27 protein-coding genes and 1 pseudogene are annotated in these 25522 nt (G+C 28.4%); 13 read left to right on the plus strand and 15 right to left on the minus strand.

The genetic code is table 11. The annotated features are described in order from the left end of the window. Positions 1–72 precede the first annotated feature (72 nt). Positions 73–390, minus strand: coding sequence for a dihydroneopterin aldolase (locus H2277_RS01740; RefSeq protein ID WP_337200684.1), 318 nt, complete (start codon positions 388–390; stop codon positions 73–75). Continuing rightward, positions 375–986, minus strand: a complete 612-nt coding sequence (gene plsY / locus H2277_RS01745) for a glycerol-3-phosphate 1-O-acyltransferase PlsY (protein WP_337200685.1) — start codon at positions 984–986, stop codon at positions 375–377. Before plsY ends, H2277_RS01740 begins: the two co-directional genes overlap by 16 nt. Before the next feature lie 201 nt (positions 987–1187). Between plsY and H2277_RS01750 the strand changes: the two genes are divergently transcribed. The 4 genes from H2277_RS01750 (at position 1188) to hemJ (ending at position 4526) form a co-directional block, all read left to right on the plus strand. Continuing rightward, positions 1188–2207 (plus strand): cytochrome-c peroxidase, encoded by a 1020-nt coding sequence (locus tag H2277_RS01750; RefSeq protein WP_337200686.1) that lies wholly within the window; start codon positions 1188–1190, stop codon positions 2205–2207. 91 nt (positions 2208–2298) lie between these two features. After that, positions 2299–3636 (plus strand): phosphoglucosamine mutase, encoded by a 1338-nt coding sequence (gene glmM / locus H2277_RS01755; RefSeq protein ID WP_337200687.1) that lies wholly within the window; start codon positions 2299–2301, stop codon positions 3634–3636. Then, positions 3629–4090, plus strand: a complete 462-nt coding sequence (gene lspA / locus H2277_RS01760) for a signal peptidase II (RefSeq protein ID WP_337200688.1) — start codon at positions 3629–3631, stop codon at positions 4088–4090. Before glmM ends, lspA begins: the two co-directional genes overlap by 8 nt. Beyond that, complete coding sequence (hemJ, locus tag H2277_RS01765) at positions 4074–4526, plus strand: protoporphyrinogen oxidase HemJ (RefSeq protein WP_337200689.1); 453 nt, start codon at positions 4074–4076, stop codon at positions 4524–4526. Before lspA ends, hemJ begins: the two co-directional genes overlap by 17 nt. Before the next feature lie 5 nt (positions 4527–4531). Here hemJ and H2277_RS01770 read toward each other — a convergent pair whose 3' ends face one another. After that, positions 4532–5872, minus strand: a complete 1341-nt coding sequence (locus H2277_RS01770; RefSeq protein ID WP_337200690.1) for a coproporphyrinogen III oxidase family protein — start codon at positions 5870–5872, stop codon at positions 4532–4534. A 109-nt stretch (positions 5873–5981) separates the two neighbouring features. Between H2277_RS01770 and cmeU the strand changes: the two genes are divergently transcribed. Continuing rightward, positions 5982–6233, plus strand: coding sequence for a CmeU family protein (gene cmeU, locus H2277_RS01775; RefSeq protein WP_337200691.1), 252 nt, complete (start codon positions 5982–5984; stop codon positions 6231–6233). An 11-nt stretch (positions 6234–6244) separates the two neighbouring features. Here cmeU and H2277_RS01780 read toward each other — a convergent pair whose 3' ends face one another. The 5 genes from H2277_RS01780 to ccoG all read right to left on the minus strand — a co-directional run bounded on the left by H2277_RS01780 (position 6245) and on the right by ccoG (position 14006). Continuing rightward, positions 6245–7708, minus strand: a complete 1464-nt coding sequence (locus H2277_RS01780; RefSeq protein ID WP_337200692.1) for a TolC family protein — start codon at positions 7706–7708, stop codon at positions 6245–6247. After that, complete coding sequence (locus tag H2277_RS01785) at positions 7701–10820, minus strand: multidrug efflux RND transporter permease subunit (protein WP_337200693.1); 3120 nt, start codon at positions 10818–10820, stop codon at positions 7701–7703. Before H2277_RS01785 ends, H2277_RS01780 begins: the two co-directional genes overlap by 8 nt. Then, positions 10820–11920, minus strand: coding sequence for an efflux RND transporter periplasmic adaptor subunit (locus tag H2277_RS01790; RefSeq protein WP_337200694.1), 1101 nt, complete (start codon positions 11918–11920; stop codon positions 10820–10822). The genes H2277_RS01785 and H2277_RS01790 overlap by 1 nt, the downstream gene beginning before the upstream one ends. Positions 11921–12015: 95 nt before the next feature. Beyond that, a complete protein-coding gene (locus H2277_RS01795; RefSeq protein WP_337200695.1) occupies positions 12016–12642 on the minus strand; it encodes a TetR/AcrR family transcriptional regulator in 627 nt (208 codons plus the stop codon). Then, a complete protein-coding gene (gene ccoG / locus H2277_RS01800; protein ID WP_337200696.1) occupies positions 12639–14006 on the minus strand; it encodes a cytochrome c oxidase accessory protein CcoG in 1368 nt (455 codons plus the stop codon). The genes H2277_RS01795 and ccoG overlap by 4 nt, the downstream gene beginning before the upstream one ends. A 176-nt stretch (positions 14007–14182) precedes the next feature. On the opposite strand from ccoG, the gene rpsU reads away from it, so the two are divergent. The 8 genes from rpsU to H2277_RS01840 all read left to right on the plus strand — a co-directional run bounded on the left by rpsU (position 14183) and on the right by H2277_RS01840 (position 20766). Further along, positions 14183–14395: a 30S ribosomal protein S21 gene (rpsU, locus tag H2277_RS01805; RefSeq protein WP_002780697.1), complete on the plus strand. Its 213-nt coding sequence runs from the start codon at positions 14183–14185 to the stop codon at positions 14393–14395. 146 nt (positions 14396–14541) lie between these two features. Next, positions 14542–15135 carry a UPF0323 family lipoprotein gene (locus H2277_RS01810; RefSeq protein ID WP_337200697.1) on the plus strand — a complete coding sequence of 198 codons (594 nt, stop codon included), beginning with the start codon at positions 14542–14544 and terminating at the stop codon, positions 15133–15135. Positions 15136–15144: 9 nt separating this feature from the next. Continuing rightward, positions 15145–16314 (plus strand): glutathionylspermidine synthase family protein, encoded by a 1170-nt coding sequence (locus H2277_RS01815; protein ID WP_337200698.1) that lies wholly within the window; start codon positions 15145–15147, stop codon positions 16312–16314. Between the two features lie 3 nt (positions 16315–16317). Continuing rightward, complete coding sequence (locus tag H2277_RS01820; RefSeq protein ID WP_337200699.1) at positions 16318–17256, plus strand: D-2-hydroxyacid dehydrogenase; 939 nt, start codon at positions 16318–16320, stop codon at positions 17254–17256. Continuing rightward, complete coding sequence (locus H2277_RS01825) at positions 17246–17737, plus strand: YajQ family cyclic di-GMP-binding protein (RefSeq protein ID WP_337200700.1); 492 nt, start codon at positions 17246–17248, stop codon at positions 17735–17737. Before H2277_RS01820 ends, H2277_RS01825 begins: the two co-directional genes overlap by 11 nt. An 11-nt stretch (positions 17738–17748) precedes the next feature. Beyond that, complete coding sequence (locus H2277_RS01830; RefSeq protein WP_337200701.1) at positions 17749–18225, plus strand: hypothetical protein; 477 nt, start codon at positions 17749–17751, stop codon at positions 18223–18225. A gap of 4 nt (positions 18226–18229) precedes the next feature. Further along, entirely contained in the window at positions 18230–19051 is an 822-nt protein-coding gene (locus H2277_RS01835; protein ID WP_337200702.1) for a hypothetical protein, read from the plus strand. After that, the gene (locus tag H2277_RS01840) at positions 19051–20766 is read left to right on the plus strand and encodes an ATP-binding protein (RefSeq protein ID WP_337200703.1); all 1716 of its coding nucleotides are present in this window, start codon (positions 19051–19053) and stop codon (positions 20764–20766) included. The genes H2277_RS01835 and H2277_RS01840 overlap by 1 nt, the downstream gene beginning before the upstream one ends. Here the strand turns inward: H2277_RS01840 and H2277_RS01845 are convergent. The 7 genes and pseudogenes from H2277_RS01845 to kdsA all read right to left on the minus strand — a co-directional run bounded on the left by H2277_RS01845 (position 20732) and on the right by kdsA (position 25521). Continuing rightward, complete coding sequence (locus tag H2277_RS01845) at positions 20732–21283, minus strand: ferric reductase-like transmembrane domain-containing protein (protein WP_337200704.1); 552 nt, start codon at positions 21281–21283, stop codon at positions 20732–20734. The two genes, H2277_RS01840 and H2277_RS01845, sit on opposite strands and share 35 nt — an antisense overlap. Continuing rightward, positions 21283–22176 (minus strand): protein-methionine-sulfoxide reductase catalytic subunit MsrP, encoded by an 894-nt coding sequence (gene msrP / locus H2277_RS01850; protein WP_337200705.1) that lies wholly within the window; start codon positions 22174–22176, stop codon positions 21283–21285. The genes H2277_RS01845 and msrP overlap by 1 nt, the downstream gene beginning before the upstream one ends. A gap of 53 nt (positions 22177–22229) precedes the next feature. Continuing rightward, complete coding sequence (locus tag H2277_RS01855) at positions 22230–23012, minus strand: hypothetical protein (protein ID WP_337200706.1); 783 nt, start codon at positions 23010–23012, stop codon at positions 22230–22232. After that, positions 23009–23850, minus strand: a pseudogene (gene pyrF, locus H2277_RS01860) (orotidine-5'-phosphate decarboxylase). The gene H2277_RS01855 and the pseudogene pyrF overlap by 4 nt, the downstream one beginning before the upstream one ends. Then, positions 23847–24245, minus strand: coding sequence for a transcription antitermination factor NusB (nusB, locus tag H2277_RS01865; protein ID WP_337200707.1), 399 nt, complete (start codon positions 24243–24245; stop codon positions 23847–23849). Before nusB ends, pyrF begins: the two are co-directional and overlap by 4 nt. Continuing rightward, positions 24245–24709 carry a 6,7-dimethyl-8-ribityllumazine synthase gene (ribE, locus tag H2277_RS01870; RefSeq protein ID WP_200282614.1) on the minus strand — a complete coding sequence of 155 codons (465 nt, stop codon included), beginning with the start codon at positions 24707–24709 and terminating at the stop codon, positions 24245–24247. The genes nusB and ribE overlap by 1 nt, the downstream gene beginning before the upstream one ends. After that, positions 24709–25521 carry a 3-deoxy-8-phosphooctulonate synthase gene (gene kdsA / locus H2277_RS01875; protein WP_337200718.1) on the minus strand — a complete coding sequence of 271 codons (813 nt, stop codon included), beginning with the start codon at positions 25519–25521 and terminating at the stop codon, positions 24709–24711. The genes ribE and kdsA overlap by 1 nt, the downstream gene beginning before the upstream one ends. Between the last annotated feature and the right edge of the window lies 1 nt (position 25522).

The following is a 25522-nucleotide window of genomic DNA, read 5'->3' on the forward strand; positions in this document are numbered from 1 at the left end:
CCTTCGTAATAAGAAAATTTTAAAAAATTATAACACAGTTTAAGTAAATGTTTAGATATCTTTAAAAAAATTTTAATATCTTTTTTTTAATTTTACTCCAACTTTGCTATTTTTTATTATTTTGGGTTTAAAAGTTGCTATTTTTAAATAAGAGATTTGAGGAAATTTAGAATGAAGTTTTTCGCTTACAAATTCTAAAGATTCTTCTAGGGTAAAAAATTTTTCTTTTTTATATATTTTTTTGATTTTTTTGGAAACCTTTGCATAGTCTAAAAAATCATTTGCTTTAGCTTTTAATTTAACGCAAATTTTTTGTTTTTTTTTGCGTTCAAAGTCTAAAATTCCGATAATACATTTAAAATGGATTTTTACACTTATATAACTTTGCATTCTTTTTTGAAAATCAATCTATAAATATTTGGAATATGTTTATAAAAAATTAGAAAAGCTATGATAAACACAGGTGCGTGAGTATTGATAATTTCCATATTATAATTAAAAATAAAAGAACTTCCAATGAAAGTTGCCAAAGCCAACAAAGATGCTAAAGAAGAAATTTTAAAAATTTTACCTACGATAAACCAAACAATAAAAGCTGTTATAACTTCTAAAGGTAAAAGTACAATCATCGCTCCAGCACCTGTAGCAACGCCTTTTCCTCCTTCAAATAATAAATAAATAGAATAACAATGTCCAAATACGGCTAATACGGCAACACTCCAAAGCACATTTAAATCATAATTTAAAAATTTTAATATAAGTAAAGGCAATGCTGCTTTTGTAAAGTCTAAAGTCACTGTTGCAATAGCAAGTTTTTTAGCTAAAGCAGGATTGTATTCTTTTACAACCCTTAAAACATTGGTTGCTCCTATATTTTTTGATCCTTGGTTTTTAATGTTTATATTTGCAAATTTTTTTGCCAAAATTAAGCCAAAAGGAATTGCGCCTAGACAATAAGCTATGGCATAAATGATTAAATTTTCCACTGTTATAAACCTCATAATATTATTTTTAGGTTGTTTGCAAAAAAATATTATAGATAAAAAAAATAAATAAGTCTAGCTAAGAATAAAAAATATGTATTAATATTTTTTATTCTTATTTAAGTATTAAAAGAATATTATTGATTCATAATTTATTAAAATAAATTAATAAATTTAAATTTTTAATTCCATAAAGGAGTAAAGATGAGAACTTTATTGTTTACAGCAATCTTTGTTGCTTCAAGTCTAAGTGCAATGAATCTAATCGATGAAGCCAAAAATTCCGGTTTAAAACCTTTGCCAAAGGATCAAAAAGGCGTTGAGGAAATTTTAAAATCAAATGGGGTAAAAGCAAGTCAATTTGATCTTAGAAAAGTTGAACTTGGTAAAAAACTTTATTTTGAACCTAGACTTTCAAAAAGTGGTATTATTTCATGTAATACTTGTCATAATTTAGGTTTAGGAGGTGCAGATGGGGTTTCAACTGCTATAGGAAATAGATGGAAAGAGAATCCTCATCATTTAAATTCCCCAACTGTTTATAATGCATTTTTAAATAATGTGCAATTTTGGGACGGTCGTGCAAAAAATTTAGCAGATCAAGCTAAAGGCCCTATACAATCAGAACCGGAAATGGCTACTCCTGCAAAATTAGCTGTTGAAAAAATTTCATCTTTACCTGAATATGTGAAAGAATTTAAAGAAATTTATGGCAAAAGTGGTGTTAGTTTTGATAATATAGCTGATGCGATAGCAAATTTTGAAAGAACTTTGATCACTCCATCACGTTTCGACGCTTTCTTAAATGGCGATGAAAAAGCTTTGAGTAGTGATGAGAAAAAAGGTTTAAGACTTTTTATAGATAAAGGATGTGTAGCTTGTCATAATGGAGTGAATTTGGGTGGAAATATGCAACCTTTTCAAGTGGCTGGAAAATATAAATTTTCTAATTTAGGTGATTTTAAAGGGGATGCAAATGGAATGGTTAAAACTCCAACTTTAAGAAATGTAGCCGAAACAGCCCCTTATTTTCACAATGGTGCGATTTGGAAGCTAACTGATGCTATTAAAGAAATGGGAAGTGTGCAACTTGGAATTAATATTTCTAATAAAGATGCGAAAAGCATTGAAACATTTTTAAAATCTTTAACAGGTGTTAAACCTAAAATAGTTTATCCTCAGCTTCCAGCTTCTACTGAAAAAACACCGCTACCTCAATTCTAATTCTAAACTAATAGATTTTTTTAAGTCTATTAGTTTTTCAGACTTTATTTTTTGTTATAATTTAAAGCAATACTATCAAAAAAGGACGCAAATGAAACTTTTTGGAACAGATGGCGTAAGAGCAAAAGCTGGAGAATTTTTAGATAGTTTTTTAGCGATGCGTTTAGCTATGGCTGCTGGAATTTATTTTAAAGATAAAAGTATTACAAATAATATTTTAGTAGGTAAAGATACTAGACGAAGTGGCTATATGATAGAAAATGCTATTGTGTCAGGTTTGACTTCCATAGGATATAATGTCATTGAAATAGGACCTATGCCAACCCCTGCTATTGCTTTTTTGACAGAAGATATGCGTTGTGATGCGGGTATAATGATCTCAGCTTCTCATAATCCTTATTATGATAATGGTATTAAATTTTTTGACGCGCATGGAAATAAGCTTAATGAAGATGTTGAAAGAAAAATCGAAGAAATTTATTTTAATGACAAGCTTATACAAGATTCTAAAGTGAGTATGGATCAAATAGGACAAGCTAAAAGAATCGATGATGTTATAGGACGTTATATTGTTTCAATTAAAAATTCTTTCCCTAAAGATTTAACTTTAAAATCATTACGTGTTGTTTTAGATGTGGCGCATGGAGCTTCTTATAAGGTAGCACCAACTGTATTTAGAGAGCTTGGGGCAGAAGTTATTGTGATCAATGATCAACCAAATGGACTTAATATCAATGAAAATTGCGGAGCTTTACACCCTTCAAATTTAGCATCTGAAGTGATAAAATTTCGTGCAGATGTTGGTTTTGCTTTCGATGGAGATGCTGATCGTTTGGTGGTAGTGAATGAAAAAGGTGAAGTGGCGCATGGTGATAGTTTATTAGGTGTTTTAGCTCTTTATTTAAAAGAGCAAGGCAAGTTAAAATCAAGCGTTGTTGCAACTATTATGAGTAATGGAGCGTTGAAAGAATTTTTAAATAAGCATGAAATTTCACTTGAAACTTGCAATGTTGGGGATAAATATGTACTTGAAAAACTAAAAGCCATCAGTGGAAATTTTGGTGGAGAACAAAGCGGGCATATTATTTTTGGTGATTATGCTAAAACAGGAGATGGACTTATAGCCGCCTTGCAATTTAGTGCATTAATGCTTTCAAAGAAAAAAAGTGCGAGTGCTATTTTAAGTCAAATTAAGCCTTATCCACAACTTTTAACGAATTTGAAAATTTCTGAAAAAAAAGATTTAGAAAAAATTAAAGGTTTAAAAGAATTAAAAAAAGATTTGAAAAATAAAAATATCAATTATTTATTTCGTTATTCTGGAACTGAAAATTTAATCAGACTTTTGCTAGAAAATAAAGACAATAAAGTTTTAGAAAAAGAAATGAATAATGTTGTTAATTTTTTCAAGAAAGCTTTAAATGAATAAAAATTTAAAATTTATCTCTTGTTTTATAGCAGTATTTGTCCTAGATCAATGGATTAAGCAATTGACCTTAGGAGGGATGAGGTGGCAAAGTGAATATTTTGATTTAACTTTTACTTTAAATACTGGTATTGCATTTTCAATGCTTAGTTTTTTAGATCATTATTTAAAATATTTTCATTTGGCATTTATATTGATACTTGTAATTTATCTTTTTTGGCAAAAAAAATTTTTAAAAGAACATGTTATAGCTTTTGGAATAATGTTAGGTTCTGGGTGTTCAAATCTTTTAGATCGTTTCGTGCATGGTGGAGTTGTGGATATGTTTTTTTGGCATAAATGGTTTAATTTTGCTATTTTTAATGTAGCAGATATTATGATAAATATTAGTGTTGCATTGATTTTTATACAAGAAATTTTTATAAAAAGAAGGAGTAAAAATGACAGAATGGATTAATGAGTATTATTTTTGGATCAAATGGGTGCATTATCTAGCTTTTGTTTCTTGGATGGCTGGACTTTTTTATTTGCCAAGGCTTTTTGTATATCATGTGGAACATAAAGAAAATAAAGGTTTTACTGATGTGGTAAAAATTCAAGAGAGAAAACTCTATTTTGCCATACAAAATCCTGCAATGATTGTGACTTTAATTACTGGAAGTTTAATGCTGCATGCTCATAAAGAAATTTTAATGGAGGGAGCGGCTTATATGCATGTAAAACTTACCTGTGTAACGCTTTTAATCCTTTTTCATATACATAATTATTTTTGTTTAAAAGCCTTATCTAAAGATATTTATACAAAAAGTGGAAAATACTTTAGAGTTTATAATGAATTTCCTACAATTATGTTTATTATCATTGCTTTAATGATAGTCGTTCGCCCATTTTAATTTTTTTAATTCGCTTTGATCTCCATACTAGCAGGCTCAAGCGGATTAACATCTTCTTTCATAATATCAATAAAGTTTCTATTTTTAATGCGTTTATTGTCTCTAAAGACCGCACGAACAAGATCCATTCCAGTGTAAAAATCTTTCATCAAAACAACAAAAAGATATTGACCAAATTTACTTGTAGTTAAAAAATCACCTTCTTTTTTGATAGCCCCACTCATTTTAAGACCTAAAAGTTCAACAAAAAGCTCTTTTTCAAGATCACAATTAAGAGTTTTATTGAAGCGTTTAATATCAATCTTTCCTGCGAAAATTTCAGTTAAAAAGACATATTTTATGATCTCTTTTTTACTAAAATTAGCCTTTGCGATATTTGCATTTTGTTTTTCTTTTATAAGTTTAGAATAATCATTTAAGTCAAAAGCATTGATTAAAAGCTCTCCGTCTAAAAAGCTAAAAGCACCGCTGCCAACTCCTAAATATTCATGATGCGAGCTTACATATTCATCATTGAATGTATTTTTTTCTAAAGAAAAACTCCAGCCGTTATTTTGCTGATAATCTTTAAAAAAGTCTCGTATAATTTGATAAAATTTAAATTCATTATCTTGAGCGCTTACACCTAAGCTTCTAGCTATATTATCTTTGGTTAATCCTGATTTCATTAAAGGATAGGTTGTAATTTGCTGAGGAGTTAAACTTTTGGCTATTGTTAAATCATTTAAGAGTTGTTCTGTTGTTTGTCCTGGGAGATTAAAGATTAAATCTATACTAAAAATAGGTAAAATATTCATAGCTTTTGAAATTTTTTCTTGAAGCATTTGAGAAGAGCCAAATTTGTTATATCTTGCTACTTTTTTCAAAATATCATCATTAAAGCTTTGAACTCCACAGCTTAATCTATCGATTACACCTTTAAACATGGAAAGTTTTTCGGGCTTTATATGATTTGGATCTGTTTCGCAAGAAATTTCTTTAATATCAAAAATTTTTTTACAAAGTTCCAAGGTTTTTAATAATTCTTCTTCATGGATAAGGGTTGTACCGCCACCAACATACATAGAGGTAAAATTAAACCCTTTTTCTTTAATTAAGAGTATTTCTTTTTTCAGATTTTCAAAATAAATTTTAGCCAATTCTTCATCATAATAATATTTATGAAAACTGCAATAAGGACAAAAAGTATGACAAAAAGGTATATGAGCGTAAAGCATATAAGTTTTATCATTTTTCGGGATCTTTTCTTTTGGTTCTTTTAAAAGCTCAACATTAAAACCTTTTTCTAAAGACTTTTCCATCATCATATGAGAATATTTTAAAGCTAAATTTTGAAACAAATTCATCGAATAAACCTAAATATTAAAGTAAGAGGAAAAAGTTTATCAAATTTTTACTAAATTAATGGTAAATTCTTTATATTTTAATAAAATAATTTTAAAAGGATATTATATTATGGAAAAATCAGAAATTATCGAGAATTTAAATGCTTTATTTAAAAAAAGATCGGAATTTTATTCTTTTTTTGATGAAAATATTGACAAATTGAAAAATACTGAAGTTTTTGACTTTAAAAACGCAAAAGATTTAAATGCCCAAGAGATGTATAAACGATTTTATCATTATGATTACGCAATAAGGAAAATATTGCCAGCTATTTACAAGGCTTATAAAATCACAAGTGCTGATTTAGAAAAAGATTTCTAAATCATGCATTTTTATTTTAAAGAATTTTCTAAATTTTGAAACTCTTCTTTTTGGGCATTTTCCCAAGAATTTTCATCTTGTTGATCAAATCCACCACCAAAGGCTTTGATAACATCTACGATAGAGTTAGCATAAGAGTATTTTGTATTGTTAAAATTGATTTGAGAGTTGAGCCAATTTTTTCGAGCTTCCAAATAATCTTGTAAAGACATTTCTCCTATATCATAACGCTCTTTAGCAATTTCATAAATTCTTTTATAGGCTTGTTCACTTGATAAAGCATTATCGTATTGTAAGCGTATATTTTTTCTAGAAATTAAAGCGTATCGAATTTCTCCAAATGCTGTTTTTAGAGTATTTTCATAGTTTATAAAGGCTTCATCTTTGTTTAATTTGGCTAAATTAACATTTTCATTTATTTCACCCCAGTGAAAAATAGGCATTAGGAAACTTCCACCTATATTCCAAGTTTTAGAGCCATTTTTTACCAAAGTATCTAAATCGTTACTTTCAAAACCTAAAAGTCCAGTTAAAGAAAGGCTAGGTAAAAAAGCTGAACGAGCAACTCCTATAAGGTAATTTTTTTGCATGAGTTTTTCCAAAGAAGAACTAATATCAGGACGTTGCAATAAAATTTCACTAGTGATTCCAGTTGGAATATCGAACTCTTTAAGATTAAAAGTTTGATATTCTTGATCTTGATAAAGTATATTGTTTAAATCATTAGAGGTTAATATTTTTAAAGCTTTAAGATAGTTTTCTTTGTTAAGCTTTGCTTGATTGTATTGTAAAGAAATACTTTCAAGATTAGCTTTAGCCTGAGATAATTCATATTCTCCAGTAGTTCCTGCTAAAAATTTTTCATTATTGATGCGATAAATTTCTTGTGCTGCTTCATAAGCTTGTTTTAAAGCATTTTCATTTTCATAAGCATTTACGAGATTAAAGTAAGTTTGAACTGTATTTGAAATAATAGAAAGTCTTGCTGCTTCATAATCATATTTACTTGCTCGAAAAGAAGCTTTACTTGCCCTATAAGAATCTCGGTACTTACCCCAAAGATCAATTTCATAGCTTAAATTTAACCCCATTTTAAAGTCATTGCCATAATTAAATTGACCGCTTTTATTTGTTGGTGCATTTATTGGAGTTTTACTTCTTGAGGCATTTGCGCTTGCATCAAATTTTGGTAACAAATCACTAAAATCGATCCCTAATTGTGCGCTAGCTTGTTTTAAATGTATATAAGCAATTTTTAAATCGGAATTGTTTTTAAGGGCTAAATCAACAAGCTTATTTAAATATTCATCTTGAAATTCTTCCCACCATTTTTGATCAATGCTGTTATTATTTTCTTGTTTGTTATCAATAAAGGTATAATTTGCTTCGGGAGTATTTAAATTTGGGCTTAAAGAGCAGGCTGAAATCAATAATCCAAGACTTGTAATAATACTTATTGAAATAATCTTATTCATGGATCTTACCTCTTTTTTTATTAATCCAAATACTTAGATTTTCTAAAAGATAGAAAAATAATGGAACAAAGAAAATCGCTAAAGTTGAAGCAGCGATCATTCCACCTATAAGACCTGTTCCTAAAGCATGACGAGCAGCGCTTCCTGCTCCATGGGCAAAAATCATTGGTAAAACACCAAAGGTAAAGGCTAATGAAGTCATAACAATAGGTCTAAATCTTAATTTTGCAGCACTAATAGCAGCATCAAAAACACTTTTTCCTTTTTTAAGATGTTCTTCCATGGCAAATTCAATAATTAAAATTGCATTTTTTGCAGAAAGTCCAATTAAAAGCAAAAGTCCAGTTTGAAAATATATATCGTTTTCAAATCCTGAAAGAGCTATCAAAAGAAAAGAGCCAAATGCTGCAAAAGGAACAGCAGTAACAACAGCAAGTGGAATAAGCCATCTTTCATATTGAGCTGCTAGGATTAAAAATACAAAAACCATTCCTAAAATAAAAGCATATAATCCAGTTCCTTTAGAATTAACTTCTTGATAAGCTGATCCCGACCAAGCAATTGAATAATCACTCCCTAAAGTTTCTTTAGCAACAGCTGAGATCGCTTCAATGGCTTGCCCAGAAGAATAACCCGATGCAGGATCTCCTTGTATAAGAGCAGCTGGAAAAAGATTAAATCTTTTAACGTCATCAGGTCCAGCACTTCTAGAAAGGGTTAAAAATGAGTTAAGAGGTATCATTTTTCCATCACTTGATCTTACAAAGATATTTCTTAATGCATCTTGGGTATTTCTAAAATCTCCTAAAGCTCGGATATTAACTTGAAAATTTTTTCCCAACATAGGAAAATCATTAACGTAATATGTCCCTATTGTTGCATTAATCGTATTAAAAACATCTTGCATATTGAGATTGAAATATTTCATTTTATCTCGATCAATAATAAGTTTATATTGTGGAAAATTAGTATCAAGTGTTGTTCTTACATTAGATAATTCTTTTCTTTTTCTTGCTACTTCTAATAATTTATTAACATCTTGTTGAATTTGATCATAAGTTTTTCCGCTTTTATTTTGAACATACATCTCAAAGCCACCTGTTAAGCTAAGTCCAGGAATTGCAGGAAGATTAAGGAAATAACTTTGAGCATTTCTATCATTTGCATATTTTCCAAATAACATACCAATGATTTGATCAGAATTTAATTTTCTTTCACTCCAATCTTTTAATTTTAAAAATGTTGCTGCAGCATTTTCTTTTAGAGAACTTGTGAAAAGATCAAAACCTACAAGAGAAACAGCTGATTCTACATCATCTATTTTATAGATGTCTTTATTCATATTTTCTACTTCTTGTATAGTTTTATGTATAGGAGATCCAGCAGGTAAATTGATAATACTCATAATAACACCTTGATCTTCACTTGGAACAAGAGAACTTGGTACAATTTTATATAAATAAAAAATCGCTCCTAACATAATACAAAAAATAAGAACAAAACGAATAGTGCGTTTTAGCATATAAGCTACACCAGCACTAAATACAGAAGTGCTCCAGTCAAAAAAATCATTAAATTTTTGAACAAAATAGAAAGGTTTTGATTCATTTCTTGTTAAAAAAATTGCAGATAATGAAGGAGTTAGTGTGAGTGCAACAAATCCTGAAATAGTAACAGAAGCGGCCAAGGTTAGGGCAAATTGTTTTTGAATTTCTCCTACGAATCCTGAAATAAATGATACAGGAATAAAAACAGCACATAAAACAAGAACGATAGAAATAACTGGAGAACTTACTTCACGCATGGCTTGAATGGCTGCATCTTTGATCGAAATATCAGGATTAGAATGTATAATTCTATCAATATTTTCAACCACTATAATCGCATCATCAACGACAATACCTATAGCCAAAACAAGGGCAAAAAGAGTTAAAAGATTGATACTAAAACCAAGTAAATAAAGCACAGCAAAAGTTCCCAATAGTGAAACAGGAACAGCAATCATTGGAATAAGGGTTGATTTGAAATTTTTCAAGAAAAGATACATAACAATAAGAACTAAAATTAAAGCTTCGGCAAAAGTTTTTATTACTTCTTTAATAGAAGCTTTGACGAAAATTGTTGTATCAAAAGGAACTTTATATTTTAAACCTTGAGGAAAATTTTTGGAAAGTTCTTCAAGTCTTTGATTAATTAATTTTGCAGTGTTAACCGCATTAGCACCTGATTGTAAATTAATCATAATTGGAACGGCTGGTTTGACACCTAAACGTCCGGTTGAGCTATATTCTTGAGACCCTATTTCCACATTTGCTACATCTTTAATTCTTAAGAAAGATCCATCTTTATTGGTTCTTAAAATGATATTTTCAAATTCTTTAGGAGTAGAAAGTCTTCCTTGCATCGTTATAGAAAGAACTTGAGCAGATTTATTAACAACAGGCTCTTCGCCAATTTTTCCTGTTGCGTATTGAGCATTTTGCTCATTAATAGCATTAATAACATCATTGGCAGTTATGTTAAATTTGTTTAATAAATCAGGCTTTAGCCAAATTCTCATAGAATAATTTTTACCACCTATAGCGCTAGCGTCTCCAACTCCAGGAATTCTTTTTAATTCATCTAAAATGTTTAAAGTGGTATAGTTAAAAATATCCACATCGCTCATTGAATTATCATCTGAATAAATAGAAATAACTTCAAGGATTGAAGAAGAAGATTTTCTAACGGTTACCCCAAGTTTTTTAACTGCTTCTGGGAGTTTCGCAGTTGCTGCTGAAATTCTATTATTTACATTTACAGTTGCTTGATCAGGGTCGGTTCCTATATCAAAATAAACGGTGAGTTTCATTTGACCCGTAGAACTCGTAGAATCCATATAAATCATATTGTCAACACCATTGATTGCATCTTCAATAGGGGTTGCAACAGTTGAGGCTATTGTTTGAGCGTCTGCACCGGTATAGCTTGCCGTTACTTGAACTGTAGGAGGAGTTAATGCTGGGTATTGTTCTACGGGTAAATTAATTAAACCTATGACTCCAGAAATTGAAATGATAATAGCAACAACAGAGGCAAATATTGGTCTTTCTATAAAAAATTTAGAAAACATTATTTACTCCCAATTTCTTGAACTTCAGAACCAAGGTGAATTTTTTTGAAATTATCTAAAATAATTTTATCATCATTTTTAAGTCCAGAGTCGATAATAGCGTATTCATTGTTTTGATAGCTGATGTGAATTGGATTTTTTGTAACCTTGTTATTGACTATGGTATAAACATACACTTCATTTTGGTCTTGCTTAATCGCACTTTGTGGCACTTTAAAGCCATTTTTTTGAATAAATCCTTCAGAAGTGATTGTAGCAAAGGCTCCTGGTAAAAGGCTAGAATTGTTGTTATCAAAAATAGCTTTAGCTTTAACAGTCCCGCTATCTGCATTTATCACTGAATCAATAAAATAAAGCCTTCCTTTGACTTGATCTCCGTTTAAATTTAAAGTAGCGTAGATATTTTCAAGATCCCATTTTCCGCTTTGAGTATTTCGCATAATATTTAGTTTATCTGTATCAGAAATATAAAATTCTGCATAAATTGGATTAAGGTTTATAACGCGGACTAATTCTGTACTTGCAGAATTAACATAATCTCCCACATTGACTAAAGCATCGCTAACAATTCCGTCAAATGGTGCAAGAATTTCGGTATGGTTAAGATCAATTTTAGCGTTTTGTAAATCAGCTTTTGAGCTTTCAAGTTCTGCTTTTGCACTATTAAAATTTGCTAAAGAAGTATCGTATTCTTTTTTTGAAATAGCTTTTTTTGAAAACAAAATTTTATTTCTTTCATAATCTTTCGAAGCATTGTCAAAATTAGCTTTTGCCATTAAGAATTTTCCTTGTGCAGAATTAACATTTGCTTCAAATTTATCAGGTTCAATAAGAAATAATTTCTGACCTTCTTTAACTCTGTCGCCTGCTTGAAAATATTTTTTTAATATTACTCCACTTACTTGAGGCTTTAACACTACATCATAGTCACTTACAAGTTTTGCTGGATAAGTGAAACTAAGAGGTAAATTTTCAGATTTTGCTTTCATGATGCTCACAGGTATTGGTCCTTGTTGCATTTTAGGTACTTCTTTTTTTTCACAAGCACAAATTAAAAATGCAATACTTGCTAGAAAAATATTTTTTATAATTAGTTTCATCATCTTTTGCCTTATTTTTGTATTTTTAATTATTAAAATATTTGAACATGATATTCTAATTAAATTTTATTAATTAAAATTAAATTTAATATTTTTCAGGTTTTAACTGTAATGCCATTTAAAAAAAGATCAACCACAAATTCTATATGTTTTTTTTGTTCTTTTTTATTCATAAGAGGAGATTCTACTAGAACATTTAAAGTATAATAAGGCTCTTTTAACATATTGCAAAAAGTAATAGCTAATTTTGAAGCGTTATCACATATAAATTTATTTTTTTGTTTGGAAAAAAGATTTGCTAAAATATTATAGGCAAAAAATTTTTCATTATCTTGTAACCAATTTTGAAGATAGTCTGTATTGTAGACTTGAGAAAAAATAATTTTTCCTAAAGAGATTATTGAAGGTGTATTATACATATTAACAAAAGCTTTGGCAAAAGAAATTAAATTATCTTGTAAATCTTTGCTTTCTGAAATATGAATTTGAGAGGCGATTAACTTAAAATGTTTTTTACAAATATCATCTAAAATTTCAAAAAATAAACCTTCCTTGCTTTGAAAACAATCATAAATATTAGAGTAGGAGCCCCCAGAAATTTTAATAATATCACTTAAACTGGTTTCTTGAAATCCTCGCTCTAAAAATAACTCACGAGCAACTTTTTTTATTTTATTTTTTCGAGCTAAATTTTTCTTAGAAAGCATTTTATTTGAATTCATTTAACCTCCTTAAAAATTGAAATTTTAGGATAAACAAAAATTGTTTCTCTAAAAATAACGATTTTATCATCATCTTTAGCGTAAGCTTTAATATAAAGTGGGAAAATAATATCTTGTTGATTGTCGTTAGCAAGTTTTTTTATAGCTTTAATAATAACAATTTTTTTGCTTTGTTCTCCAGCTTCAAGTTTAAAAGGTTTAATTGGACGAGTAATTTCAATGCCATTATCAATATCTTTTAATTTGGCTTCAAAATAATACTCATGATCTTTGGTGTCTGTATTTTGAAATAAAAATGTATATGCGTTTGAAACTTCTATGTTATCGCCCACATGTGAAATTTGATATAGTTCGCTACTTCGGTTGATATTTAAAAGCATATGTTCTTTTTTGCTACCCATAACGAATAAGGCAGTTAAGACAATTGTAATAACAACCAAATAGCCAATAGTTCGAAAGCGGAAATATTTAATTTTTTTATTTGTTTCTATTGATTTGATGCTTGTCCAATTGATTAAACTTGGACGATTAAATTTATTTTGAATTTTAGAACAAGCATCGGCACATTCTAAACAATTGATACATTCAAGTTGCATTCCGGCTCTAATATCAATATGTGTTGGACATACACTTACGCAAGCTTCGCATCCTATACATTCTCCTTGAGGAGGTTTTTTATGAAGTTTAAATTTACCATCAAAAATCACCCCACCACGCTTTTCATTGTAAATAACTTGCATGGTATCACGATCAAACATAACTGATTGTATTCTAGCGTATGGGCAAACATAAACACAGAATTTTTCTGCTAGATAAGTAACATCAAGAGTAAAAAGCAAGCTCGCAAAAAATAAAATTCCTATTAAAAGCAAATGTTCATTAGGATTTTGTATATATTCAAAATACTCTTCAGGTGGAACAAAATACCAAAGTAAATTGCTTATAGCAATCAAAGAGACAAGATAAAATAAAACAACGGCGATTGTTTTTTTAAAATATTGACCAGGATATTCTTTTTGTTTATTATTAATATTTTTTCTAATTCTTAAAATTTTAGTTTGGATTAAATCTCTGTAAATAACCCTAAAAATAGTTTGTGGACAACTCCAAGCACACCAAATTCTACCCCCTAATGTCGTTATAAAAAATATAAATAGAAAAAGAAGTATAAGGACAAAAGGCATGAGATAAAATTCTTGAGTAGAAAAAGAGACAAAGATTAAATCTAATTTACTATGGATAAAACTTAGAAGAAAAAAATGATTTCCGTTAATTTTTATAAATGGTAAGCTCAATGCAATAATACTAATAATACCATAAAGAACATAACGCTTTTTCGTATAATTAGTAATAAAATTTTGCATTTAATCCCTTTTTTTGTTATAGTTTTACACATATTATAATTTATAAAAACTAAAATAATTTTTAAATGTTTTCTAAGTTACCTTTAATAAGAAATATTTAATGATAAATATTTTATAATCTTTATCTTGACAAGATTTTGTTAAGATAAATTAAATTACGAAAGGTGGTGAGGATAGTGCCAGGAATTAAGGTGCATCCTAACGAGTCTTTTGATGAAGCATATCGTAAATTCAAAAAACAAGTTGATAGAAATCTTGTTGTAACTGAAGTTAGAGCAAGAAGATTTTTTGAGCCTATGACTGAAATTCGCAAAAAGCAAAAAATTTCAGCTCGCAAAAAAATGCTTAAAAGACTTTATATGCTTAGACGATACGAATCAAGACTGTAATATCAAAAGCCTTTTAGGGCTTTTGATAAATTTATTAATCTTCTTAGATCTAAAAAACTTTTTAAACTTTACATATAAAGAATGAATTTATTATTTTTTGTTAGAATTAATCATTAATTTTTGATTATAAATAGGAATGTCAATTTATGAAAAGGGTTAAAAAAATTATTCAAATTGGGATGATAAGTGGTTTAGCAGCTGTAGCAGGAGGTGCTTTGGTTGCTTGTAGCAGCGATAACTCAGATACTTCGAGTCAAATTTCAAATATGAAAGGTGCCTTTGTTATCATAGAAGAAGTTGCGCCGGGTCAATATAAAATAAAAGATCAATTTCCTAGCGATGAAACTAGAGTGGTTTTAAAAGATTTAAATGGTACAGAGCGAGTTTTAAGCAAGGAGGAAATGGATGCACTCATAAAACAAGAGGCAGAAAAAATAGATAATGGAACCTCTAATCTAACTCAAAGCAATCATCAAATGAGTAGTGGTGGATTGAGTTTAGGTGAAACTTTGCTTGCAAGTGCTGCTGGAGCTATTATAGGAAGTTGGATCGGTTCAAAGCTTTTTGGCAATCAAAATTTTATCAATCAGCAACGTGGAGCTTTTACAAATCAAAGTGCTTATCAAAGAAGTGTGAATAGTTTTAATAAAGCAAGCACAAGCAAAACTTCTAGTTCCTCAAGATCAGGCTTTTTTAAAGGCGGATCTAAAACAAGTTCTGGATTTGGTTTTGGTTCTTAAGGAAGATATATGAGATTATTAAAAGTTAATAAGCTTAAAAAGGATTATTTAGAAAGCATAGGTTTTTCTTGGCATACTGATGAAGATGGTAGTGATTATATCAGTGATACTTTAGTTTGTGTTAAAGAAAATGAGGCAAATGCTTATTATGAAGCGGCTAATGAGCTTTACGATATGTTTATAGCAGCCGCACAAAATGTGATCGATAATAATCGTTTTGATGAACTAGGCATTCCTTTTAATCTTGTAGATGCCATTAAAATGAGTTGGGAAAATGATGTTCATTGGCATTTATATGGAAGATTTGATTTTGCTGGAGGATTGGATGGAAAACCTATTAAGCTCTTAGAGTTTAATGCAGATACTCCAACATCTCTTTTTGAGAGTGCAATTTTAGAATGGGCGATTTTAAAACAAAATAATATGGATGAAAGCCATCAATTTAATAATATCTATGAATCTTTGATGGAAAATTTTAAAAGATTAATTACTCTTAATGATGATACTAGTTTGTTTGAAAATTACTATCAAGGTTGGAAAATTCTTTTTTCAAGTATTGCTGGAAACAAAGAAGAGGAAATCACAACGAAATTATTAGCTCATATCGCTAATGAAGTGGGTTTTGAAACTAATTTTTCTTATGTGGATGAGGTGGAATTTAGTGATGAGGGTATTTTTAAAGATGGAATTAACTATGAATATTGGTTTAAATTGATACCTTGGGAAGACATAGCGATTGAAGAAGGAGATCTTGCCATGCTTTTAACGCAGATCATGCGTAATCAAAAGGCCATCATTTTAAATCCTGCTTATACTTTGATATTTCAATCAAAAGGCATTATGAAAATTTTGTGTGAACTTTATCCTAATCATCCATTACTTTTAGAAACAAAAGATCAGCCCTTAATTGGAAAAATTTATGTCAAAAAGCCAGTTTTTGGTAGGGAAGGGGCTAATGTAAGTATTATTAAAGATGAGCAAATTTTAAAGGAAAATGAAGGACCTTATGAAAATAACAAATTCATTTATCAAGAGTACGTAGAATTAAATTCACATGAAAATGAGTTTTATCAAGCAGGAGTATTTTTTGCTTATGAAGGATGTGGTTTGGGTTTTAGAAAAGGTGGAATGATACTTGATAATTCTTCAAAATTTGTTGGGCATATTATTAAGGAGTGAAAGATGAAAATAGTATGTTTAGATGTGGCAACTTTAGGAAATTATAATTTTAGTGTTTTTGAAAAATTCGGTGAAATTAAACTGTATGATACAACTAAGGATAAAGAACAGACAATTGAGCGTTTAAAAGATGCTGATATTGCAATGACCAATAAAGTCGTGATTGATAAAGAGATTATCGATACTTGTTCTAATCTTAAGCTTATACTAGAAACTGCTACGGGATTAAATAATATTGATGTTGATTATGCCAAGGAAAGAAATATTGTGGTAAAAAATGTTGCAGGATATTCTACAATGAGTGTTGTGCAACATACTTTTGCTTTGATTTTTGCTTTTTTAAATCATATTCCTTATTATGATCGATGGGTTAAAAATGAAAAATGGTGTAAAAGTCCTGTTTTTACTGATTTTAGTAGAATTTTAACCAGTATGGAAGGCAAAAAACATGGTATTATAGGACTTGGTTCTATAGGAAAAGAAGTTGCTAAAATTTCAAAGGCCTTTGGGGCTAAAATTTATTATTACTCTACAAGTGGAGCAAATGCAAATCTAGAATTTGAACGTTTAGAATTAGATGAACTTTTAAAGATTTGTGATATTGTAAGTATTCATGCTCCATTAAATAACAAAACGATGAATTTATTAAATTTAGAAAAATTGGAATTATTAAAAAATGATGCGGTTTTGATTAATGTTGGTAGAGGCGGCATTATAAATGAGTTAGATTTGGCAAAGGTGATGGATAAAAAAAATATCAAGGTTGGGCTTGATGTATTGGAAAAAGAACCTATGTTGGAAAATCATCCACTTTTAAACATTAAAAATAAAGATCACCTTATCATCACTCCTCATGTTGCATGGGCATCCAAAGAGGCTATTGAAACTTTAATGAGTAGAGTTTATGAAAATCTTGAAGAATGGATAAAAAATGGCAAGTGAACACAGTTTTGATATTTCTGCAGCAATAGACAAACAAGAGCTTAAAAATGCTTTTGAGCAAGCAAAAAAAGAATTAGATTCAAGATATGATTTAAAGGGTATTAAAACTGAAATTCAGTTTAACGAAAAAGATAGTATTTTTAAACTTAGCTCCTCAAGTGAGTCAAAACTTGATGTTTTAAAAGACATTGTTATCTCTAAGCTTATCAAAAGAGGAATTAATTCTAGTGCTATTAAGGAGCTTTCTCGTGAAAATGGAGCTATGTTTCATTTAAATTTAAAAGCAAATGATTTCATAGATAGTGAAAATGCTAAAAAAATTAACAAGGCTATAAAAGAGAGTAAATTAAAGGTGAATTCTTCAATCAGAGGAGATGAAATTCGTGTTGTAGCAAAACAAATTGATGATTTGCAAGCTGTGATGAAAATTATTCGCGAGCTTGATCTTGAGTTAAATATCAGTTTTAAAAATTTAAAATAAGGTTTAGAATTTTGAAAAAAATATTTTTTTTCTTTTTGATAATATTCTTTTTTAATGCGTGTGCCGTAAAAAATCAAAATAATCTCACTCAAAGCATAGCGATAACCATAAATTCACCTTTTCTTAAAATGAGTGATTTTGGATTTTTAATAAAAGAAAATCAAACCTTAAATTTAGAGGTTTATCATTTAGGTCAAGCTTTTTTTAATTTGAAAATTAAAGATAAAATTTGTTTAAATGCTGCATGTTATGATAAAAAAGTTTTTAATAAAAAATTTTTTAAAAATGAATATTATGATGATATCTTAAGTGATATTTTAAATGCAAAACCTTTATGGCAAGGAAAAAATTTGCAAAAAACAGCTAGCGGATTTAAACAAAAATTAAAAGCAAAAAATTATGAAATTTTTTATGAAGTTTCTAAAAATAAAATCAGTTTTTTTGATGCAGCTTCACGTATAAAAATTATTTTAAGTTACCAAGGATAAAATTTTGAAATTTTTTTTATTTTTATTTTTTGCTACCAGCTTACTTTTTTCTAAAAATTATAAAGGCGAAGCGTATTTTTATGATCTAAAAGACAAGCAAATTTTTGCCATAATCTATGAAGATGCGCCTTTTATACCTGTATTTGATAAAGATATAAATCAAACAAGCCCTAGCTTTATAGTCTTAAGCGATCTTAATATAAGTAAAGAAATTCCTATTTTTAAAATTTCAAAGGTTTGGAAAGACCAAGATAATATCTATACAATCAATGAAGCAAAAGAATTAATACTAGATAATAAAAAAATCAAAGCACAAAAATTAGGTCTTACAAATTTATATCTTTTTGAAGATCAAAATAATATTAAAATTAAGAGTTGTTTGGATTTTTTAAAGAATGATGAATTTAAAAAATTTCATCAACTAAGCAATAAAGATTTTGATTTTGAACAAATTATTCAAAAACCTATATTTTTAAAAGATGGAAAATTAAGCTTTCAAGAACAATATTATTTTTATAAAGATGAAATGGAACGTCCGATTTTAGAGCTTAATAATTTCGTTTATGATATTAAAAAAAATACTTTTATTCATTTAGATCAATTGTATGATATAAAAAATCATCAGTTTTTAGATCTTTTGCATGAAAAACTTAAAAAAATCTGTGCAGAATGTTTTGAAGATGTTGAAAAAATGAATTTTAATGATAATTTTTTATTGACTCCTTATGGGGTTAAAATGTGTTATTTGCCTTTTGAAAATCATTTTTTAGATGAAAATATTTGTATTGATTTTTTTAATAATGAAATAGAGGAATTTAAGAAATAATGCTAAAACTCAAAGAATTTTTAAATTTAAAAACTATAGAAAAAACTCAAATTTATAAAGAACTAAAATGTTCTAAAAATGAAGCTTTGATTTTAAGAGAACTTTGTAAGCATTATGTTATTTCGGTTGCTTCTGTAAATGCATTTACTTTGTTATCTAGTATTTTTGGCATAGAAAAATATGCATATTTGGATGTTTTAGGGGATTTAAAAAAACTAATAGAAAGAGGTTTTGTTAATCAAAATTCTAGTTTTTTTAAAAATATTGAAAGCAATAAAAATCAGACTTTAAGTTTGAATTTATTACAGTGTGAACTAAGCTTAAGCGAATATTTTTTAGAATTTCTAGAATCAAAATCTAATAATTTAGATTTTAGTAAAAAAGAAGCTTATACCGATTATTTAGAATATCTTAAAGATGAATTTGTGCGCGTTGAACTTTATGAAAGATTGAGTTTTATTAGAAAAAGCGCTTACAATAGTGAATTAAAAGAGCAAATTAAACTTTGCGAAAATTACATTAAAGAGCGTTTGAAAAAAAGTAAATTTTATAATGTTTTATCTGATATTTTTAAGGAATTTAATCTCAATCAAAAAGAGCAAATTATTTTTTTAACACTTTTAAGAGAAGAATATTTATTAAGCAATGAAAATTCGACCTTTAGAGAAATGAATTTTTTATTGTCTCTTGTTAGTGAAGATGAGCTTGACAAGCATAAAAATAAAAGATTATTGCAAGAAAATTCTCCGCTTTTAAATTTAATAGAATATGATGAGTATTTAAATTCTTTTGGAGATATTTCAAAAAGCTTTTTTATCACAGATGAAATTTTACAAAGGGTGATTAATTTTGAGCCAAAACAAAGTAAAAAAATTAAAATTGAAAATGTTTTAAAAGACCAAGATATTTTTGAACTTATAGAACCAAGGGTTAATATTAATGATATTATTATGCCTGAAAATACCAAAGAGCTTTTAGAAAGCATTCTTAAGCAACAAGATAAAAAAGTACTTGAAAGATTAAATTTATGGGGTATAAAAAATAATAAAAACATAGAAGCTAAAATTATTTTTTATGGGCCAGCTGGAACTGGAAAAACTATGTCGGCTTTAGCTATGGCTAAGTCGATGAAAAAATCAGTTCTTAGTTTCGATTGTTCTAAAATTCTTAGCAAATGGGTAGGAGAAAGCGAACAAAATGTTAGGAAAATTTTTGATACTTATAAAAATATAGTACAAACTTGCAAACAAAGTCCTATTTTATTGTTAAATGAGGCGGATCAATTTTTAAGCACAAGGGTTGAAAGCAGTGCAGGAAGTGATAAGATGCATAATCAAATGCAAAATATCTTTTTAGAGCAGATTGAGCGGTTTAGTGGAGTGATGATTGCAACTACGAATTTTTTAGAGAGCTTAGATATGGCATTTTCAAGAAGATTCGATTATAAAATAGAATTTAAAAAGCCTGATTTTAAAGATAGGTTAAAAATGTGGGAAAAATTTTTACCTAAAAAAGCTGAATTTGATAAAAAAATTGATATTAATATCTTAGCTAATTATGAATTAAGCGGGGCGCAAATTTTAATGATCATAAAAAATACAGCCTTAAAAGTTGCAATTTCCAAAGAAGGAATTTTTCACATGCAAGATTTCCTAGAAAGCATACAAAAAGAACTTAATTCTAGTTTTGATAAAAGCAAAATCGTAGGTTTTTAATATAGCGTAAAATAAAATAAATCATTGCTATAATTAAAGCACTCCATTCCCAAAACATAGGAATTTTAGGACTTAAAAAATAATGATAGCTTGCAATAACTAAGCATAAATATCCTAATTTTCTTATTTTGTGTATTTTCTTAAAGTAATTAAAAGAACTTAAAAACATCAAGCAAATGATAACAAAAGCTATAAATCCAGTTGTTTCTAGAAAATGGAATAAAATATCATTTAAAAGTCTTGAAATCTGAGCATTTCTATCAAAAATAAAATAGTTTAAAAAATGAATAACACTCCAAAAAGTTGCAAAAAATCCTAAAATTTTAGGATAATTTTTAGTTGATTTGAATTTAAATAAAGAAAAAAATAAACTTAAATTTAAAAATATTAAAGCAAAAATTCCTGTATTAAAATAAATTTCTTTTACAAAATCAAAGGATTTTATAATATTATAGAAAGAATAAATCAAACTTGCTAAGAAAAATATGAAAGCAAAAAAATTAAAATATTTACCCATTAAAAATTAACCTTTAAATCCATGCCTTCATAAAGTTTTGCAACCTCTTTCTCATAGCCATTAAACATTAAAGTAGGTTTTGTGAAAAAATCACCCAAGGCTCTTTCATTTGCTTGAGACCATCTTGGATGAGATACATTTGGATTAACATTGGCATAAAAACCATATTCATTTGGAGCATAATTTTGCCAAGTTGTAAGGGGCTGTTTTTCTACAAATTCAATTTTTACAATTGATTTTATACTTTTAAAACCATATTTCCAAGGAACAACTAAGCGTATAGGAGCTCCATTTTGTGGTTTTAAAGGTTTTTTATACATTCCCACAGCAAGCAAAGTGAGCGGATGCATTGCTTCATCCATTCTAAGCCCTTCAACATAAGGATAGTCTATAGATGGAAAAAGTGCATCTTGATCAGGAAATTGATTTTTGTCAAAAAGTGTTGTAAATTTAATAAATTTAGCCTTTTGAGTAGGTTTTACCTTTGCTATTAGATGACGCAATTCAAATCCAATCCAAGGAACTACCATAGACCAAGTTTCAACGCAACGAAATCGATAAATTCTTTCCTCTAAAGGAAACTTTAAAATATCTTCCATGTTAAGAGTTATGGGCTTTTCAATTTCTCCGCTGATTTCAATTTTCCAATTTTGAGTGTTAAAATTTTGAGCTAAGACTACAGCTCTTTTTTTATCGGTGGAAAATTCATAAAAATTGACATAATTTGTAGCTAATTCTTCATCGCTTATTTTTAAATTATTAGAGTTTTTATCTTTGATGAAGTTAAAAGCGGAAAGTTTAGAACTAATTAAAGTAGAACTTACGAGTGCTCCAACACCTAATTTTAAAAATTTTCTTCTTTTTTGATATAAGTATTCAGGCGTAATATGCATATTTTTCCTTGTTAAAATTCTTATTATTAAAGCATATTAGAGCTAATATAAGATTATTTTTGGGTTATTTTTTCAAGTTCTAAATTGTAAAGAATTTCCCCGCATAGTTCTTTGTAATTGTTTGATAGCTTTAATTTTGAAATTTCTTGCATAAGAATTTGGACTTCTAATTCTTTAAGTTTGGCAAGTTCTTGTTTAAAATTTTGATCTTTTGGATACAATAAAGAATATTCTTTTAAGATGATCTCATAAATATTAAAAGAGCCATCAATAAGATAATTAATCGCCTTATCAAGATGTTGATTATAATCTTTTAGATTAAGGGGATTAAGGATCATAATGCAAAGATGAATCATTGCTAGGTGAAAATTATTAAGGCATCTTTCTGGAAGGGTTAAAATATCACTTTTTTTAAAATGATCTAAATTTTGAAAATTTTCTATTGAAAATTTATATCCAAAGCTTTCATCAATGCTAGATATAATGATTTGGAGTTTTTGATCTTCATTGAGTTTTTGTCTAAAAGCGACAAAATATCCCAAAGCTTTATAAAACATTTCAAAAAAATCAATATGTTTATTTTCTCTTAAACAAGAAAGATTAAGACTTTTTGGTATTATGGAATATTGCTGCATATATTTTTGAACTTTTAGGGCGATTTTATTTCTTATGCCTGTTAAGTAATTAAAATCTTTTTGTTTTAAAATTTGATGATAAAAAAATACAAAATCCTTGATTAAAATTCGATTATTTTTTTCAAAAGAAATAGTAGAATCGACGCTAATAAATTGATTATAAAGATTAAAATAATCACATTCTAATTGCTGATAGTTCAATACTTTATCCCACACTTTTGATAAAATTCTTTTAAAGCTTTTTCTTTATCAGGTTGAGTTTTAATCCATTCTTCAAAATTTTTGCAAATATCCCATTCTTTTTTTTGATTGTTTTCATAAATTTGATCTATATTTTCTTCATTTATTTTTTCTTTATTCATATAAGCTCCAAAATTTTCTCACAGATTGATTTAGGATCTTTATTTTTATATATAGGGCGTCCTACGACTATAAAATCACTTTTATTTTCTTTAGCCGTTTCTAAATTAGCAACTCGTTTTTGATCGTCATTATTCTCTCCAAAAGGACGAATACCTGGTGTTAATGTTAAAAAATTTTGGTGAGTATTGTTTTTGATATTTTTGCTTTCAAAAACAGAGCATACCATACCATCAAGCCCATTTTGATAAGACATTTTGGCAAAATTAATCACAGCTTCATCAATGCTTTGTTTATAAATATTGAAAAAATGTTCTTCATCAAAACTAGTTAGAGCAGAAACGGCCAAAACTAAGGGGCGCCTGGAAAGTTTATTAAGCCTATTCATCACTTCCTGCATCGCTATATTTCCAACACTTGCATGGATATTGATCATATCAACTCCAAGTTTGGAAATTTCTTCACACGCATCCGCAGTTGTATTAGGAATGTCATGAATTTTTAAATCTAAAAAGATTTTAAAATGATCTATTTTTTTTAATTCTTCTATAAATTTAAAACCATCTCTTAGATAAGCCCTTAGGCCTATTTTAAGCCAAAGATCCAAGCCTTTTAATTCTTTGGCTATATTAAGACATTCTTCTTTGGTGGCAAGATCTAATGCAACGCATAATTTCATTTTTTAGCCTTAATTAGTGAGTCTAAGACTCCATTGATAAATTTAGGAGAACTATCATTAGCTAATTCTTTAGCTAATTCTATCGCTTCATTGATAATAATTGCACTCGGTGTGTCTGTAAAAAGCAACTCATAAGCTCCAAGTCTTAATATAGCTCTTTCAATATATCCTAATTTTTCAATTTTGTTTTCATTCAGATGAGTATTTAATTTTTCATCAATATTACAAAGATTATGAATAATACCTTGATATAAATTTAAAGTAAAATTCTTTTGCTCATTGCGAATTTTTTTTTCATTTAAATAATCATCAATAAAATTTTCATTTTTTTCATTCATTTCTAAAGCATAAAGCAAAGAAACAACACTTTGTCTGACTTGATGACGTGTTGCCATTAAATTTCCTTGCTTAAATTAAGCATTTCTATAACCGTAACCATAGCTTCAAAACCTTTATTTCCAGCTTTGCTTCCTGCTCTTTCTATGGCTTGTTCTATAGTATCAGTGGTGAGTACGCCAAAACTTACAGGAATATTATGATTTAAACTTATATTAGCAATGCCTTTTGTGGTTTCTGCTGCAACATAATCAAAATGCGGAGTTGAACCCCTAATAACAGCACCTATACAACAAATAGCGTCAAATTTTTGACTTTCTATAGCTTTTTTTAAAATAAAAGGAAGTTCAAAAGCCCCTGGAACAAGAATAAGGCTTAAATTTTCTTCTTTACCCCCATGTCTTAAAAAGGCATCTTTCGCACCTTCAACAAGACGATCAGTGATGATGTGATTAAATCTTGCATTGATAATTGCAATTTTTTCATTAGAATTAAGATTTAGTTTTCCTTCGATAATTTTCATTAAATATCCTTTATAATATTTTGTATTTTTAAAAGTGTTTCAACGCAATTTTTAAGACGTGAAATATCTAGCATATTTGGTCCATCGCATAGAGCTTCACAAGGATTGATATGGGTTTCAAAGAAAAATCCATCCACGCCAACCGCTGCTGCTGCTCTTGCTAAAGGTTCTACAAATTCACTTTTCCCTCCACTTTTCCCTCCTGCAGCTCCTGGCATTTGAACACTATGAGTCGCATCAAATACAACGGGTGCAAATTCACGCATAATAACTAAAGATCTCATATCTACAACTAAATTTCCATATCCAAAGCTAGCACCTCTTTCAGCAACAAAAATTCCATTTTGTTTCGCTACTTCATAGCCTTCTTCATTGATACCTCTAGTTTGAAGAATTTTTTTAACGCTATATTTAATATCGCTTGGGTTTAGAAATTGGCCTTTTTTGATATTGACTTTTGATTTGGTTTTAGCAGCCTCAATAAGCAAATCAGTTTGACGACACAAAAATGCTGGAATTTGAAGCACATCAACGACTTCACTCGCAATTGATGCTTGAGTGCTTTCATGAATATCGGTTAAAATTTTCATGTTAAATTCATTTTTAACACTTTGTAAAATTTTAAGTCCTTCTTCGATTCCAGGTCCACGAAAAGAATCAATACTTGTGCGATTAGCTTTATCAAAACTGGATTTAAAATAAAATTCTATATTTTCATTTTCATTAAAAAATTTAAGTTGTTCAGCGATTTTAAATACTAAATCTTTGCTTTCTATGACGCAAGGACCAGCGATTAATATCATTTTTTTCATT

It is taken from the genome of Campylobacter sp. W0014, assembly GCF_020135975.1.
In the GTDB taxonomy this organism is placed as follows: Bacteria; Campylobacterota; Campylobacteria; order Campylobacterales; family Campylobacteraceae; genus Campylobacter_D.

What these genes read in the sequence shown, in the direction of transcription:
- H2277_RS01740 (WP_337200684.1), bottom strand. Translation starts at nt 390, where the DNA reads ATGCAAAGTTATATAAGTGTAAAAATCCATTTTAAATGTATTATCGGA.
- H2277_RS01750 (WP_337200686.1), top strand. Translation starts at nt 1,188, where the DNA reads ATGAGAACTTTATTGTTTACAGCAATCTTTGTTGCTTCAAGTCTAAGT.
- glmM (WP_337200687.1), top strand. Translation starts at nt 2,299, where the DNA reads ATGAAACTTTTTGGAACAGATGGCGTAAGAGCAAAAGCTGGAGAATTT.
- lspA (WP_337200688.1), top strand. Translation starts at nt 3,629, where the DNA reads ATGAATAAAAATTTAAAATTTATCTCTTGTTTTATAGCAGTATTTGTC.
- hemJ (WP_337200689.1), top strand. Translation starts at nt 4,074, where the DNA reads ATGACAGAATGGATTAATGAGTATTATTTTTGGATCAAATGGGTGCAT.
- H2277_RS01770 (WP_337200690.1), bottom strand. Translation starts at nt 5,872, where the DNA reads ATGAATTTGTTTCAAAATTTAGCTTTAAAATATTCTCATATGATGATG.
- cmeU (WP_337200691.1), top strand. Translation starts at nt 5,982, where the DNA reads ATGGAAAAATCAGAAATTATCGAGAATTTAAATGCTTTATTTAAAAAA.
- H2277_RS01780 (WP_337200692.1), bottom strand. Translation starts at nt 7,708, where the DNA reads ATGAATAAGATTATTTCAATAAGTATTATTACAAGTCTTGGATTATTG.
- H2277_RS01785 (WP_337200693.1), bottom strand. Translation starts at nt 10,820, where the DNA reads ATGTTTTCTAAATTTTTTATAGAAAGACCAATATTTGCCTCTGTTGTT.
- H2277_RS01790 (WP_337200694.1), bottom strand. Translation starts at nt 11,920, where the DNA reads ATGAAACTAATTATAAAAAATATTTTTCTAGCAAGTATTGCATTTTTA.
- H2277_RS01795 (WP_337200695.1), bottom strand. Translation starts at nt 12,642, where the DNA reads ATGAATTCAAATAAAATGCTTTCTAAGAAAAATTTAGCTCGAAAAAAT.
- ccoG (WP_337200696.1), bottom strand. Translation starts at nt 14,006, where the DNA reads ATGCAAAATTTTATTACTAATTATACGAAAAAGCGTTATGTTCTTTAT.
- H2277_RS01810 (WP_337200697.1), top strand. Translation starts at nt 14,542, where the DNA reads ATGAAAAGGGTTAAAAAAATTATTCAAATTGGGATGATAAGTGGTTTA.
- H2277_RS01815 (WP_337200698.1), top strand. Translation starts at nt 15,145, where the DNA reads ATGAGATTATTAAAAGTTAATAAGCTTAAAAAGGATTATTTAGAAAGC.
- H2277_RS01820 (WP_337200699.1), top strand. Translation starts at nt 16,318, where the DNA reads ATGAAAATAGTATGTTTAGATGTGGCAACTTTAGGAAATTATAATTTT.
- H2277_RS01825 (WP_337200700.1), top strand. Translation starts at nt 17,246, where the DNA reads ATGGCAAGTGAACACAGTTTTGATATTTCTGCAGCAATAGACAAACAA.
- H2277_RS01840 (WP_337200703.1), top strand. Translation starts at nt 19,051, where the DNA reads ATGCTAAAACTCAAAGAATTTTTAAATTTAAAAACTATAGAAAAAACT.
- H2277_RS01845 (WP_337200704.1), bottom strand. Translation starts at nt 21,283, where the DNA reads ATGGGTAAATATTTTAATTTTTTTGCTTTCATATTTTTCTTAGCAAGT.
- msrP (WP_337200705.1), bottom strand. Translation starts at nt 22,176, where the DNA reads ATGCATATTACGCCTGAATACTTATATCAAAAAAGAAGAAAATTTTTA.
- nusB (WP_337200707.1), bottom strand. Translation starts at nt 24,245, where the DNA reads ATGGCAACACGTCATCAAGTCAGACAAAGTGTTGTTTCTTTGCTTTAT.
- ribE (WP_200282614.1), bottom strand. Translation starts at nt 24,709, where the DNA reads ATGAAAATTATCGAAGGAAAACTAAATCTTAATTCTAATGAAAAAATT.
- kdsA (WP_337200718.1), bottom strand. Translation starts at nt 25,521, where the DNA reads ATGAAAAAAATGATATTAATCGCTGGTCCTTGCGTCATAGAAAGCAAA.